Here is a 14220-nt window from a genome sequence, read left to right on the forward strand (position 1 = left end):
AACAATCCGTACCGGTGACGGGCCAACCATTGAATACTGCCTGCCGTCCTGCACACTGTGCATGATGAGTGACCCAGGCAGCGATTTCCGCCTCTACCATTCCAATTCCCTGGACGTGCTGGCCGCACTGCTGGCGCGTAACGTGCGCGCGCCGGTCGCGGGCCAGCCGCTGTTGGCACCGGAAGTGGTGCTGATCCCGCAGGTGGCGATGCGGCGCTGGCTGCAAGCGACACTGGCCGCCGAGTTCGGTGTTGCCGCCAACCTCGAATTCCTCACCCCGGGCGAGTTCGTGGCCCGCGCGCTGAAGGCCAACGTCAGCGGCGAGCAGGACGACCTGGACGCGGCCGGCCTGCACTGGAAGCTGTACCAGGCACTGCGCGATCCGGCGCTGCTGGCACAGCCACCGATGCGCGCGCTGCAGTCCTACCTTGCCGGTGGCGACGCATTGAAGCCGTGGGCGCTGGCCGGCGAACTGGCCTCGGTGTTCGAGAAGTACCAGGCCTGGCGCCGCGACTGGCTGCTGCGCTGGGCGGCCGGTGCCGATCCGGCCGATCCGCAGGCGATCCTGTGGCGCACCATCACCCATGGCCACGACTACCGCGCGCGCCGCATCCAGGAATACCTGGACCGCTTCGAAGGGGCGGGCCAGCCGTTGCCGAAGGGCTTGCCGCTGCGCATGTCCGCGTTCGCGACGCTCAACATCTCCCCCGACGTGCTGCGGGTGATGGCCACCCAGGCACGGGTGGGCGAGCTGCATTTCTATATGCCCACGCCCGTGCAGTCGTACTGGGGCGACCTGCAGACCCTGGCCGAGCGCCTGCGCAGCGGCGCGCCGGATCCGTTCGGGGAAGCGGCCGGCGAGAACCGCCTGCTCGAAGCGTGGGGCGCCGCGGGCCGCGACTTCATGGCGGTGCTGGGCAGCTACGAGGTGGTGCATCCGGCCGGCGAGATCGCCGCCTATTCCGACCCGGAAGAAGACACCCGGCCGGCCCTGGACGAAGGCGGCCTGTCCGACAGCCTGCTGCATCGCCTGCAGCGTGACCTGTTCCATCGTCGTGCGCTGCCTTCGGGCGAGCTGCGCGATGGGCTGCGCAGCGACGACCCCAGCCTGCAGGTGCATGCCTGCCATACCCGCCTGCGCGAGTTGCAGGTGCTGCACGACCAGCTGCGCAGCCTGCTGCAGGACGCGCGTTTCGACCCGCCGCTGCAGGCACGCGAGATCGCGGTGCTGGCGCCGGACATCGATCCCTACGTGCCGTACCTGGAAGCCGTGTTCGGCGGTCGTGGTGGTGAGGAAGAGCACATTCCCTACGCGCTGGCCGACAGCAGCCCGCTGGCCGGCGAGCCGCTGGCCGATGTGTTCGTGCACCTGTTGGGCCTGCCGGTCTCGCGCTTTGGCCTGAACGAGGTGCTGGACCTGCTGGCCAGCGCACCGCTGGCCGAAGCGGCCGGCCTGGAAGCGGTGGACTTCGACCGCCTGCATGGTTGGCTGCAGCAGGCGGGTGCGCGTTGGGGCCTGGACGCGAAGCATCGCGACCAGCACCAGGCACCGGCCGACGATGCCTACACCTGGCAGTTCGCGCTGGACCGGCTGGTGCTTGGCCATGCCACCGGCAGCGAGGCCGACCTGGCCGGTGTCGGTGTGGCGCCGTGGATCGAGCTGGAGGGCGGTGCGTTGGAAGCGCTGGACCGGCTGCTGCGCCTGTTGCGCGTTCTGGCGGTCTACCAGCGTCGACTCGGCGAACTGCTGACCCCGGCGCAATGGCGGCAGCGCCTGCTGTCGCTGCTGGACGCGCTGCTGCCGACCGCGCCCAGTTCGCCCAACAGCCAGCGCGCGCTGGAGCGCCTGCGCAAGCTGCTCAACCAGTTCGCCGAGGACGCTGCCAAGGCCGGTTTCAACGAAGGCGTGCCACCGGAGGTGGTGCGTGCGCACTTTGCCGGTGCACTGGGCGAGGCCGATACGCGCGCACCGTTGCTGACCGGTGGCATCAGCTTCGGCCGCATGGTGCCGATGCGCCTGCTGCCGTTCCGGGTGATCTGCGTGCTGGGCCTGAATGACGGCGATTTCCCGCGCCGCGACCCGGCTGCCGGTCTCAACCAGCTAACTGCCGAACTGGACACGCCGCGTCGCCGACCCGGCGACCGCTCTACCCGCGAAGACGACCGTTTCCTGTTCCTGCAGCTGTTTGCCGCGGCGCAGGAGGTGTTCTACCTGAGCTACCTGGGTGCCGATCCACGCGATGGCAGTGTGCGCGAGCCATCGGTGCTGGTCAGTGAACTGATCGATGCCGCCGCTGCCTATCACCTGGATCCGACGATGGCGGTGCGCGACTTCACCGTGCGCCATGCCTTGCAGCCGTTCTCGCCCGCTGCGTTCGGCGATGGCGATCCGCGCCGTTTCAGCTATCGGAGGCAATGGCATCCGGCGGCCGGCCGCCTCACCGGCCAGCGTGGCGGCCTGCTGCCCTGGTTCGACGCACCGTTGCCGCCGCCGCTCGACGATGCCGTGGAAGACGAGGTCGCACTCGATACCCTGCGCCGCTTCCTGTGCGATCCGGCCGGGCAGTTCCTGGCGCAGTCGCTGGGCCTGCGCCTGGCCGACGAGGTCGAAGAGGTGGATGACCTGGAGCCGCTGGTGCTGTCGTCGCGCGGCCCGGAAAAGCGCAGCGTGCAGGCAGCGGTGGTACGTGCCACGCTCAATGGCGATACCGAGCCGCTGTATCCACGCCTGCGCGCGCGTGGGCTGTTGCCGTCCGGTGCACTGGGTGAGCGCCAGTTCGAAGTGGAGCAGCTGAAGACCCGTCCGTATGCCAGCGCGCTGCTGGGGTGGATGCAGGGCGAACCGCTGGAAAGCCGCCGGTATGAAGTCGATATCGACGGCGTGCGGCTGCATGGGCGGGTGACCGATCGGCATCCCGAAGGGCTGGTGCGCCTGCGCGCCGGCACCCTCAACGGCAATGCGGTGATCCGCCAGGGCCTGGACTGGCTGTTGGCCAACGCCGCCGGCGATGCCCTGCCGTTGGTGCAGTTCCACGATGGCGGCGATGCCGGCCCGGGCCCGCATGTGCTGCCAGCGTTGAGCGTGCCCGCTGCACGCGCCGCACTGCGCGCGCTGCTGCAGCTGCGCCAGCGTGGCCTGCGTGAACCGCTGCGCTTCGCCCCCTATACCGGCTGGGTGCTGTACAACACGGCCGGCGAGAAACAGCGCAGCGAAGGCTGGAAGCAGTGGCACGGCAGCGACCGCAGCTGGGGTGAATCCAGCAGCGACGCCTGGCAGCTGCTGCTGCGCGGTGCCGACCCGTTCGCCACCGATGCCGGCTATGCCGATCTGCTGCGCAACAGCCAGGTGGTCTTCAGTGCTGTGCGCGAAGGCCGCACCCTGGGCGCTGAGGCAGGCCAGGAGGGCCGCGCATGAACAGCACCATCGCCGACGAGGGCATCGACGCCACCGGTCACGACCCCTATCTGGCCCTGCCGCTGGAGGGCATCCGCCTGATCGAGGCCAGCGCCGGTACCGGCAAGACCTTCACCTTGGCCACGCTGTTCACCCGCCTGGTGGTGGAGCAGGGGCTGCGCATCGGCCAGATCCTGGCGGTGACCTTCACCGACGCCGCCACCCAGGAATTGCGCAAGCGTATCCGCGAGCGGCTGGCGCTGGCCGCGCGCCTGGTCGATCTGGAACCGGCCGAGGGCGAGGCGCCGGATGTGCGCTTGACGCGCGAAGTGCTGCAGCGCCATCTGCAGGGTGACACCGAGAGCGCCGCTGCGCTGAAGCGTCGCCTGCAGGTCGCCGCCGACGAGATCGATCTGGCTTCGATCTTCACCATCCACGGCTTCTGCATCCGCGTGCTGCGCGAGCATGCGCTGGAAAGCGGCCATACCTTCGACCCGCCCGAGTTGCTGGCCAGTGACCGCGAGCTGCTGGAGGAACTCGCCGCCGATCTGTGGCGCGTGCACGCCAATGATCCGGCCACGCTGGAGCCGCTGACCTGGCTGTGGTCCACCCCGGACGCCCTGGCGGCCGATCTGCGCGCGCTGCTGGCCGCGCCGCCCCTGCACCCGTTGCCACGGCCGGTGACGCTGGCCGATCCACACCCGGCATTGCAGGCCAACGCCGCCGAACTGCAGCGGGCGCTGCGCGAGCATGGCGAGCAGTTCTTCATCGACCTCTGCGATGCGGTCGACAACAAGTGGATCAACGGCGTGTCCTACAAGCTGGGCTGGCTGCACCCGCTGGGCCGGCAGATGCTGGCCTGGGCCGAGCGCGCCGATCCGCGCGAGCTCCTGGCCAGCGAACGCCTGCCGGCACTGCTGCCGGACGTGTTGGCCGACAAGACCAACAAGAAGTTCCCCGGCCGCACGCCGTCGTCACCATTGCAGGCGCCGTTGTCGCGCCATGTGGCGCTGCTGGCCGAGCGTGATGCCTGGCTGCGTGCCACCGCGCTGAACTTCCTGCACCGCCTGCGCGACGAAGCCACGCAGCGCCTGCACGCGCTGAAGCGCACGCGACGGGTGCAGACCTACGACGACCTTATCGATGGCGTGGCACTGGCCCTGGAAGGGCCGCAGCGCATGGCGCTGGTCAGGCAGCTGCGCGCGCAGTACCGCATCGCGCTGGTCGATGAGTTCCAGGATACCGACGACCGCCAGTGGGGCATCTTCCACACCGTGTTCGGCGATTCGCCGGAGGTGCGCGAGCTGGGCCTGGCGCCGGCGCTGTTCCTGATCGGCGATCCCAAGCAGGCGATCTACGGTTTCCGCGGTGGCGACATCCATACCTACCTGACGGCCAAGCAGGTGGCGCAGCAGGCGCCGGTGCTGGACCAGAACTTCCGTTCACGCCCGGCCGTGCTGCGTGCCCTGCAGGCGCTGTACGACAACGGCGGCGAAGACGCGTTCCTCGAGCGCGACATCCAGTTCGAACCGGTGCGCCCCGGTGGCGTGCGCATCGACGCGGACTACCTGCGCGACGGCCGCGCCGCCGTGGCACTGACCCTGCGCGTGCTGCGCAGTGGCGGCGACAAGGCGATGAGTGCCGACGCCTCGCGTGATGCAGCGACCCAGGCCTGCGTGGCCGCGATCCACCAGACCCTGGTCGATGCGCGCGCCGGTAACGCCGTGTTGCGCGGGCGCCCCGTGCAGCCGGGCGACATCGCGGTACTGGTGCGCTCGCATCGCGAGGCCACCCTTGTACAGCGCGCGCTGGCAGCGGTCGGTATTCCTGCCGTGGCGGCGGGCAAGCAGAGCCTGTTCGCCACCAGCGAGGCACGTGATCTGCGCGCACTGCTGCTGGCACTGCTGCAACCGGCCGATGAAGGACGCCTGCGTGCGGCGCTGGCGTCCGTGCTGATTGGCCAGCGGGCGAGTGCGATCGCGGCGATGGAACGCGAGGGCGACCTGCAACGTGGGTTCCAGGCGCAACTGTTGCACTGGCGCGAGCGCTGGCAGCGCGGTGGACCGTTCGCGGTGATCGCCGATGTCTGTGCCGAACAGGGCGAACGCCTGCTGGCGCTGATCGATGGCGAGCGTCGCCTGACCAACTACCTGCAGCTGGGCGAACTGCTGCAGGAAGCCTCGGCGCAGGCGCTGGGCATGCATGGCCTGCTGGACTGGCTGCAGGGCCAGATGGCCAGCGCCGACCAGGATGACGAGCAGCAGCTGCTGCGCCTGGAATCGGATGCACGCCGCGTGCAGATCATCACCCTGCACAAGAGCAAGGGCCTGGAATACCCGCTGGTGTTCCTGCCGTTCGTCGGCATCGACGGCGGCGCACCGAACACCGCTTCGCACTGTACCGTGCACGTGGGTGGGCAGCGCCAGCTGCACTGGAAGCTGGACAAGGATGAGGCCTGGGAAACGGCCAGCGCCCAGCGCGAGCGCGAACAGCGCGCCGAGGACGCGCGCCTGCTGTATGTCGGCCTGACCCGCGCCGAGCATGCGCTGTGGATTGCGGTGGGCGATCTGGCCGGGCTGGCAAAGACGCGGCTCGCGCCGCTGCTGGGTGACCTGCAGGCGCTGCGCGCGCATGCCGATGTGCACATCGATGACAGTGAGGCACCGGCCGCACTGCCGCAGCTGGCGGCCGAAGTGGAAGGTGAGCTGCCGGCCGTGCGTGCACTGACCCGGCGCGTGCCGCACGACTGGTGGGTGTACAGCTTCACCCAGCTGGCCCATGCAGACGCTGGCGCGGGCAGTGACATCGAAGCCGCCGCCACCGAGCTGCCGGCGCCCGCCGCCGACGAACCCGCGGGGCCGGAACTACCGCTGGAGCCCGCGCTGCCGGAACCCGCTGCGGCCGCCGAGGACAGCGCAGCGGTCGACCCGCGCTTCATGGGCAGTCGCTTCGGTAACGTGCTGCACGAAGCGATGGAGAACGTCGACTTCGCTGCCTGGGGTGGCTGGCGACCGGGCCTGGAAGCCCCTGAAGGCCAGGCTGAGGTACTGCGCAAGGCGCTGCACGACGAGGGCTACGCTGACGCCGACCTTGGGGATGGCGTGGCCGTACTGGTGCCGCTGGTCGGTCACACGCTGACCGTGCCGCTGCCGGAGGGCGGTGCGCTGCACAGCCTGGATGAAGGCGAGCGCCGTGCGGAAATCGACTTCCATTTCGCCATCGAACCGACCACGGTACCGGCGCTGCTGCAGGTGCTGCATGCACATGGGGTTTCCAGTACGCGTCGCGGCTTCGGCCAGCGCCGCCGCCTGGAAGGGCTGATGACCGGCATGATCGACCTGACCTACGTGCGCGACGGGCGCTGGTACGTGCTCGACTACAAGTCCAACCGCCTGCCCGGTTACACCCCGGACCTGCTGGCCATTGCCATGCGCCACAGCGAGTACGACCTGCAGGCGCTGATCTATACGGTGGCGCTGCATCGCTGGCTGCGTTTCCGGCTGGGTGCGGCCTACGACTACGAGCGCGACATGGGCGGCATCCGCTACCTGTTCTGCCGCGGCCTGGATGCCGCCGGCAATGGCGTGCACGTGGACCGCTTCCCGTTGGCGCTGGTCGATGCCCTCGACGCGTTGTTCGCCGGTGGCGAGCAGGCCCAGGCCGAGCTGGCCGCACGTGCCCGTGGAGCCAGCGCATGAGCCTGCTGAAGGAACTGCACCAGAAGGGCCTGCTGCGCACCCTCGACCACGCACTGGCGACCAGCTTGCAGCGATTGCGCGACGACACTCCGGACAGCGTGGCGCTGGCCGCCGCGCTGGCGTCGCTGGCGGTCTCGCAAGGCCATGCCGCGTTCGATCCGGCGCAACCACAGCGGTTGCTGGAAGGCGTGCCCGAATGGCCCGCCGCGCAGGACTGGCTGACACAGCTGCGCGCATCACCCTGGGTGGCGACGCCGGAGCAGGCCGATGCCATCGCCGAGGATGCGCCGCTGGTGCTGGAAAACGGATTGCTCTACCTGCGCCGCTACCGCGAGTACGAACGCCAGTTGGTCGCCGGCCTGCAACGCATTGGCCGGCATCCGCTGCCGGCGCCGGACATGGCAGCGCTGGCACCACTGTTCGCGCATCTGTTCCCGCAGGCGTCCGGCAGCGAAGATCACCAGGCGCGCGCGGCCGGCGTGACCCTGCGACATCCGCTGGCGCTGGTCACAGGCGGCCCCGGTACCGGCAAGACCACCACCATCGCGCGCCTGTTGCTGCTGCTGGCCGCACAGGCCCGGCAGGCCGGCCAGCCGGCGCCCGAGGTCGCGCTGGCCGCGCCCACCGGTCGCGCCGCCGAGCGCATGGCCGAGAGCCTGCGCGTCGCCGTGCAACGCCTGCAGGAACAAGGGCTGGACCCGGCGCTGTGCGCGGCACTGCCCAGCACCGGCACCACCCTGCATCGCCTGCTGGGGGTGATTCCCGATTCACCGCGCTTCCGCCACCACGCCGACAATCCGCTGCCGGTGGACGTGGTGGTGGTCGACGAAGCCTCGATGATCGATCTGCCGATGATGGCCAAGCTGGTCGATGCGATCGCCAGTGGCACCCGGTTGATCCTGCTTGGCGACCCCGACCAGCTGCCGTCGGTGGAAGCCGGCGACGTGCTCAGCGCGATCCTGCGTGCCAGCGGCGATGGCATCGGCACCCGTGCCGACGATGCGCAGGCCTTGCATGGCCTGCTGGCGCCGGCCACGTTGCAGCCGCAGGCCACACCACGCGCTTTTGCCGGGCGCCGCGTGCAGCTGCAGCGCGGTTACCGGCAGAGTGATGCACTGGACCTGGCACCGCTGGCGCATGCCGTGCGCGAAGGCAACAGCAGCGCCGCATTGCAGCTGCTGCGCAGCGGTGAACTGGCGGGCGTGCGTTTCCATGAAGGCGAGGCCGACCCGTTGCGTGGCCAGCGCGAGCACCTGCTGGGCCACTGGCGCGCACTGGCCGACGCCGCCGATCCGGTACTCGCCCTGCAGCAGGCCGGACGCCTGCGCGTGCTGACCGCACTGCGCGAAGGCCCGCAGGGCGCACGCGGGCTCAACAGCCGCATCGAACAACTGCTGGCCGGCAATACACCGGGCTATTTCCAGGGCCGGCTGCTGCTGGTCACCGAGAACAGCTACCGTCATCGCCTGTTCAATGGCGATATCGGCATCTGCCTGCGCGATGGCAGCGGCGCGATGGTGGCCTGGTTCCCCGGCGACACCGTCGACCAGCCACGCGCCTTCCACCCGGCCGCACTGCCCGCGCACGAAAGCGCCTTCGCGATGACCGTGCACAAGGCGCAGGGTTCGGAGTTCGACGAAGTATGGTTGCAGCTGCCGCGCCAGGACAGCCGCGTGCTGTCGCGCGAACTGGTCTACACCGGCCTGACCCGTGCCCGCCAGGTCCTGCACGTGGCCGGCAGCGCCGAGGTGCTGCAGGGCGCTTTGAAGCGTCACGCCAGCCGGTTGGGCGGGTTGGCCTGGCGACTGGGTGCGGAAGAGGTGGCCGAACAACCAACGCGCATCGAACAGCCCACGGTGCAGGGCACGCTGTTCTGACGTGGGCGCGATGCGCTTCCTGTAGAGCCGAGCCATGCTCGGCTGATGGACCCCGGAGTCGAGCATGGCTCGACTCTACAGAAGCGCGCTTCGATCGTTTCGGCGTGGATCTACGCGATCAGTACCAGGCCATCGGGGAACACGATCGCCGCTTCATCGGCGCTCACATCGAAGAAGCCCACGCCGTGCTTCTCGGCCAGGTCCTGCACGCGGCCATGCGCATGCTCTGCCACCGAGTAGGCAAACGCACCGTAGATCACCTGGCGGCCGATGCTGTACTCGGTCACTTCGGCACGGTCGTCATCGCCATTGCCCAGCGGCCCGTTCATCGGCGGGAACTCCTGCGCCATCTCGGCAAACCAGGCCTGCAGCGCCGGGCTGCTGACCGCCGGGTCGTCGTACTCGTGGTTCTCGCCCCATTGGGCCTGCTTCTCGAACCAGGCGATGAAGGCTGCCACCTCGCGCGGGGCGGCGCTCGCCTCGAACACCATCATGTCGTAACTCATTGAACCGTCCTGTTGCCATGGCGAAAGGCCGCCGGGAATGGCCCGGCGCTGCCGAGCATTATCAGGCCGATGCAACGCCGGCGTCCGCCCACCCTGGCGCCAATGCCTTCGCCTCCGGGAACAGCGCGAAGCGCAGGCCGATCAGGCCCATCAGCGCCTCGTCGCGCGCCTTGCAGGCCGCCACGCTGCCGACCCGGCCCAGCGAGGTGTCCAGCCGCTCGCGCAGCGCTTCGGCGGCCACGATCGGTTTGCGCGCGGCAATCTGCCGCCGATAGTGCGCGGCGATCTCCTCCAGGATGTGCTCGACCGCTTCGCGGCTGCGCTCGGGCAGTTCCAGGCGGGCGCGGCGCAGCTGCAGGATGTTCAGGCCGATGCGTGCCTCGTTGAGCATGTCCACCGACGCGATGTCGCTGCCCTCCGGTGTCGCCGCCAGGCGCGGTGCGAGCAGGCCCAGCAGGTCGAGCATGCGCGCGGCAAAGCGCTGGCGGTCCTGCTGGCCGCGGCCTTCGGCGGCTTCGGCCAGCGTAGTCCAGCCCTGCCGCACCAGCCGGCGTGCGGTCCACTCGGCACCCACCGAACGGAACAGGCGGGTCATCACCACCGCAAAGCCAATGCCGATGAACATCGCGATCGACGAATTGAGGAAGGTCTGGATGTTGGCGCTGTAGGTGTTCTGCAGGCTCAGCAGCGCGGCCAGGTTCACCGTCAGCGGCAGTGCGAACAGCGCGCTCTTCGGGTGATGCAGCATCAGCCCCAGTGGCAGGAACACCGCCGCCAGCACCAGCGCCAGCAGGCCGAAGTCATGTACGGCCGGGAACACGCCGAACAGGTACACGCCGGCCACCACCGAAGCGACCATCGCCCACACCAGGAACGACACCATGCTCGGCGCCGGATCATCCTGCGCGGCGAAGAACGCGGCGGTCACCGCGGCCATCATTGCGCCGTTGCCGCCGCCTTCCCAGCCCAGTGCGATCCACAGCACGCAGTAGCTCATCAGCGCCACGCCGGCACTGAGCGCGGAGAACAGCGCCATGCCGTAGTCGACGTGCTTGTCGGCGGCCACCCGTTCGGTGCGGATGCGGTAGTGCGCGCGGTCCAGCGGTGCGGTGCCGTGGTCGATCGCCTGCTGCAGCGTGCGGCAGTCCTGCCACAGGTCCACCAGTTCCTCCAGGCGCAGCAGCAGGCTGGCCAGCTGCAGGTGCTGCAGATCGCGGTCCACCTGCGGTTTCAGCGCACTGATGCGCGCGCGCAGGCGGGCGTACTCGCTGGCGCTGGTCGGCCCGTCCAGCCAGTCGTGGAGGTCGTCGATCAGTTCCGGCAGGCCCTCCGGCAGCGCCTGGCCTTCGCTGCGCAGCGCACTCAACCGATCGGCGATCGACGACAGCACCGGCAACAGCAGCAGCATGCGCTCACGCAGGCGCTCCATCGACACCCCCGAACCGGCATGGCGCGGATCATCGCGGCGCAGGAATTCAATCAACGCCTCGAACTGCACCAGGTCGGCGGCCAACCGGTTGCGTGGCGCGTGCGCGCGGCCGCGTTCAAGAATCTGCCGGCACCACTGCGCGGCGTCCTCCATCCAGGTGCCGATGCGTGCACGCAGCATCGGCCGCACCGAGGCCGGGAACAGCAGCGAAGCAAACAGCACTGCCACCACCGTGCCGAGGATGATCTCCTCGCTGCGCGCCACCACGGTGTCGAAGATGGTCTCCGGCGAGGTCACTGCCGGGAAGCCGATGAAGGCGGTGGTGTAGCCAGCCAGCAGGAACGCGTAGCCGCGCGGGCCGCGGTTGAGCAGCGCCATGAACAGGCAGCCGGCCAGCCAGATCGACATCGCCGCGCTCAGCACCAGCGGAGTCTCCACCAGCGCCGGCAGCACCAGCAGGGTGGCCAGGCCGGCCACCAGCGTGCCGACGATGCGATACACGCCCTTGGCCCGGGTCGGGCCCAGCAGCGGCTGGCTGACGATGTACACCGTGCCCATCGCCCAGTACGGGCGCGACAGGTTGCCGGCCATGGCGATGTACAGCGCGGCCACCGCGGCCAGGTAGGTCTTGATCGAGAACAGCCAGGCCTGGCGGTCGGTCAGCGCGTTCATGGCTTACTTCGCGGCAGTCGTGGTGGCGGCCGGGGTGGCACTGGCCTGCCAACCGCCACCCAGCACCAGGAACAGGTGGATCTGGTCGCGCGACACCTGCGCTTCGGCCGCGGCCAGGGTGGCATCGCTGGTGGCCAGGCTGCGGTCGGCATCCAGGCTGGACAGGTACGGCGTGCGGCCGCCCTGGTACAGCCGGCGGTTCTGTTCGGCGGCCAGCGCGGCCTGTTCCTGCGCGGTGCGCAGCGACTGCAGCCGGCGCAGGTCCTGCGCGTAGCGGTCCAGTGCGGTCTGGGTCTCGCGCAGCGCCTGCAGCACGGTGTGGTCGAACTCGGCCAGCGCCGCATCGGCACCGGCTTCGGCGGCATGGATGCGTGCGTGGGTGCCGGACGATGGCAACGTCCACGAGATCAGCGGGCCGATCGACCACTGCTGGGTCATCGGCGTGCCGAAGTCCTCCAGCAGGCCGGCGGCACCGAGCGAGGCACCGAGGCGGATGTCCGGGTACAGCTCGGCGGTGGTCACGCCAATCCGCGCGGTGGCCGAGGCCAGCTTGCGCTCGGCCTGGCGCACGTCCGGGCGACGCTGCAGCAGCGCACGACCATCGCCCACCGGCAACGGCTGGGCCAGGGCGGGGGCGTGCGCGCAGTCGATCACGCCGGCCGGCAGCTGGCCGGGGGTCTGGCCAAGCAGGGCGGCCAGCGAATAGGCCGCGGCCGAACGCTGCGCGCGCAGCGGCGGCAGCGCGGCTTCCAGCAGGGCCACCTGCGCGTTGGCGCGGGCCAGCTCCGGCGGCGTGCCGCGGCCGGCCTGGATCAGGCGCTGGGTGACCGAGCGGCTGCGCTGCTGCAGCTGCAGGGAATGCTCGGCCACGTGCAGTTCGTGGTTGGCATGGCAGATTTCCAGGTAGCTGTCGGCCACCTCGGCCACCACGCTCACCTGGGCCAGGTCGCGTGCGGCGGCCACCGACTGTTCGTCGGCGTGGGCGGCTTCGGCACCGCGCTTGAGCTTGCCGAACAGGTCGAACTGGTAGCTGGCGGCGAACTTGCCGTCGGCCAGGTTGATCACCGGCAGTTCGTGCTCCTGCAGGAAGGCCTCGGCCGACAGCTGCGCGCGGCTGACGCCGGCTTCGGCCTCGTACTCGAAGCCACCGGCATCCATCGCCTGTTCGTACACGGCTGCGGCGCGGCGCAGGTGCGCATCGGCGGCCTTCAGTTCGACGTTGTCACGCAGCGCCTGGGTGATCAGGCCGTCCAGCACCGGGTCGTTGTACAGCGACCACCAGCGGTCGGGCAGCGCCTGGTTGGCGGCCACCTGCGGGTTCTGGGTGTCAATGAAGGCCGCATTGGCCTGCGGGCGCTTGAACGCCGAGTCTTCCGGCAGGGCGTAGTCGGGGCCGACGGTCCTGCACGCGGCCAGGCTGGCCAGCGCGACGATCAGGCCGAGACGGGGCAGGGTGGTGTTCACAGGCCCGCCTGTGTCGGCGCGATGCCGGCCTTGCCTGCGTGCTTCGTGCTGCTGGTCTGGACGGTCACCGTGGCGGTGCGGCCGGCGATCAGTTCCACGCCCTTGGGCACCTCGTCGATGCTGATGCGCACCGGGATACGCTGCGCCAGCCGCACCCAGTCGAAGGCCGGGGTCACGTTCGGCAGCAGGCTGCTGCCGTTGCTGCGGTAGCGGTCCTCGATGCCGGCAGCGATGCTCTCGACATGGCCGCGCAGCGGCACCGATTCGCCCATCAGGCGGATGTCGACGCTCTGCCCCGGCGCCACGCCGCGCAGGCGGGTTTCCTCGAAATAGCCATCGATGCGGAACGAACCGGTATCCAGCAGCGCCAGTACCGGCTTGCCGGCCACCACGTAGTCGCCCACGCGCAGGGTGCGGTCGTTGACCCGGCCATCGGCCGGTGCGCGCACCTCGGTGCGGCCCAGGTTGAGTTCGGCCAGGTCGACTGCGGCCTGTGCGGTGGCCAGCGCGGCCTGTGCAGCCTGCAGCTTGGCGCGGCGCACTTCGGCGTCCTCGGCGGCGACCAGGTCCTGCAGGCTGCGGTCGCGACCGATCTCGCGGCGCAGCTGCGCCACCGAGGCCTGGCGCTCGGCCAGGCTGGCCTTGGCCTGCTCCAGTGCGATGCGGTAGCGCGCGCGGTCGACCACGAACAACAGGTCGCCCTTCTTCACTGCCTGGTTGTCGGCCACGTCCACCGTTTCCACCAGCCCGGACACATCCGGCGCCATCTGCACCACGTCGGCGCCGACATGGGCGTCGCGGGTCCACGGCTCATCCATGTAATAGACCCACAGCTGGCGCAGCACCAGCAGGGCCACGATCACGGCTGCGCTGGTGAGCAGCACCGGCAGGGTCTTCTTCACGATCTTGTTCACGATTGCATCCAACGCAGGAGGTGGAACAGCAGGCCAAGCACGATCCCGTACAGCGCCAGGTTGAACAGCGCCGGGTGCCATACATGGCGGTAGGCGCCGGCACGCTGCAGCAGCGCGTGCAGGCCGCTGTTGACCAGATAGGCCAACACCATCAACCCGAGCAGGGTCGGGACGAACACTCCGTGGAGACTGAATTCACCGGGCATCGATAGGGGCGGGGGCGAGGTTGGGGGAGGGGAGGGACAACGAAACAACAGCAACGGGCA

The 14220-nt window shown here is 69.7% G+C and carries 8 protein-coding genes; 3 read left to right on the forward strand and 5 right to left on the reverse strand.

The genetic code is table 11. The features are described 5' to 3' along the window. The first annotated feature begins 61 nt into the window (after positions 1-61). The 3 genes from recC to recD are packed head-to-tail and all read left to right on the forward strand — an operon-like array spanning position 62 to position 8969. Positions 62-3415, forward strand: a complete 3354-nt coding sequence (gene recC, locus N5C18_RS05830; RefSeq protein ID WP_279944034.1) for an exodeoxyribonuclease V subunit gamma — start codon at positions 62-64, stop codon at positions 3413-3415. Next, complete coding sequence (gene recB, locus N5C18_RS05835) at positions 3412-7092, forward strand: exodeoxyribonuclease V subunit beta (protein WP_279944035.1); 3681 nt, start codon at positions 3412-3414, stop codon at positions 7090-7092. Before recC ends, recB begins: the two co-directional genes overlap by 4 nt. Further along, complete coding sequence (gene recD / locus N5C18_RS05840) at positions 7089-8969, forward strand: exodeoxyribonuclease V subunit alpha (protein WP_279944036.1); 1881 nt, start codon at positions 7089-7091, stop codon at positions 8967-8969. Before recB ends, recD begins: the two co-directional genes overlap by 4 nt. Positions 8970-9079: 110 nt before the next feature. On the opposite strand, the gene N5C18_RS05845 is transcribed toward recD, so the two are convergent. The 5 genes from N5C18_RS05845 to N5C18_RS05865 form a co-directional block, all read right to left on the reverse strand. Next, positions 9080-9475, reverse strand: coding sequence for a hypothetical protein (locus N5C18_RS05845; protein WP_279944037.1), 396 nt, complete (start codon positions 9473-9475; stop codon positions 9080-9082). 61 nt (positions 9476-9536) lie between these two features. After that, positions 9537-11576: an FUSC family protein gene (locus N5C18_RS05850; protein WP_279944038.1), complete on the reverse strand. Its 2040-nt coding sequence runs from the start codon at positions 11574-11576 to the stop codon at positions 9537-9539. A 3-nt stretch (positions 11577-11579) separates the two neighbouring features. After that, positions 11580-13040, reverse strand: a complete 1461-nt coding sequence (locus tag N5C18_RS05855) for an efflux transporter outer membrane subunit (protein WP_279944039.1) — start codon at positions 13038-13040, stop codon at positions 11580-11582. Continuing rightward, positions 13037-13954: an HlyD family secretion protein gene (locus N5C18_RS05860; protein ID WP_279944040.1), complete on the reverse strand. Its 918-nt coding sequence runs from the start codon at positions 13952-13954 to the stop codon at positions 13037-13039. The genes N5C18_RS05855 and N5C18_RS05860 overlap by 4 nt, the downstream gene beginning before the upstream one ends. Further along, the gene (locus N5C18_RS05865; RefSeq protein WP_025875651.1) at positions 13951-14160 is read right to left on the reverse strand and encodes a DUF1656 domain-containing protein; all 210 of its coding nucleotides are present in this window, start codon (positions 14158-14160) and stop codon (positions 13951-13953) included. The genes N5C18_RS05860 and N5C18_RS05865 overlap by 4 nt, the downstream gene beginning before the upstream one ends. Positions 14161-14220: the final 60 nt, after the last annotated feature.

The sequence above is a fragment of the Stenotrophomonas sp. GD03930 genome, from assembly GCF_029839665.1.
Taxonomy (GTDB): domain Bacteria; phylum Pseudomonadota; class Gammaproteobacteria; order Xanthomonadales; family Xanthomonadaceae; genus Stenotrophomonas; species Stenotrophomonas forensis.